The following is an 855-nucleotide window of genomic DNA, read 5'->3' as shown; positions in this document are numbered from 1 at the left end:
GACTCTACGGAACTTCTCTCACCCAAATATGACAAGTTATTTCTGTGAGTTGGCAGGAGTGAGCCGAAGTGGTTACTATAGATGGCTGCGTTCTGAGAAGACACGTTGCGATAGAGAAGAGGCTGACGAAAAAGATGACCAGTTAATCAAGGAAATTTATGATGCTAAGAAAGGTCGTGCTGGTGCACTAACCATTAAGATGGAACTTGAAAATCGGAAAAGTGTAGTCATGAATCACAAGCGAATTCGTCGGATCATGCGAAAATACAATCTAGTAGCGAAGGTCCGCCGTGCGAATCCTTACAAGAAGATGGCACAGGCAACGCATGAGCACAAGATACGCCCAAACCTTTTGAAACGAAACTTCGATCAGGGCGAGCCACAGAAAGTATTTTTAACAGACATCACCTACCTCTTCTATGGCAATGGAAAGAAGGCATATTTGTCTTGTGTAAAAGATGGGGCAACGCGAGAGATTCTGGCGTATCATTTGTCAGAGTCACTGCACATGGAACTGGTCTACCGTACTCTTGATAAACTCGCGGAGCAGTTAGACCACTCATTCCATCCAGAAGCCATCTTACATTCAGATCAGGGTGTTCATTACACGAATCCAGCTTATCAGAAGCGGATAATAGAACTTGGTTTGACCCCTTCCATGTCTCGAAAGGGAAACTGTTGGGATAATGCCCCGATTGAATCCTTTTTTGGTCATATGAAGGACGAGTTAGACTACTCAGATTGCATGTGTTTTGACGAGCTCGTCGAGCTCGTGTCTGACTACATCTATGACTACAACTGCCACCGCTACCAGTGGACATTAAAAAAGATGACCCCAAATGAATATCGGAGTCA

The 855-nt window shown here is 44.4% G+C and carries 1 protein-coding gene; it reads left to right on the top strand.

Annotated features, from left to right (window positions below; genetic code table 11):
- Nucleotides 1-58 precede the first annotated feature (58 nt).
- The coding region (locus tag ADA01nite_RS21770; RefSeq protein ID WP_170230422.1) for an IS3 family transposase at nucleotides 59-855 on the top strand (797 nt) is incomplete at its 3' end.

Origin of the sequence: Aneurinibacillus danicus (genome assembly GCF_007991215.1) — a bacterium.
Lineage (GTDB): Bacteria > Bacillota > Bacilli > Aneurinibacillales > Aneurinibacillaceae > Aneurinibacillus > Aneurinibacillus danicus.
Note: the sequence above shows the minus strand (reverse complement) of the source record. Positions and strands in the feature narration are given on the sequence as shown.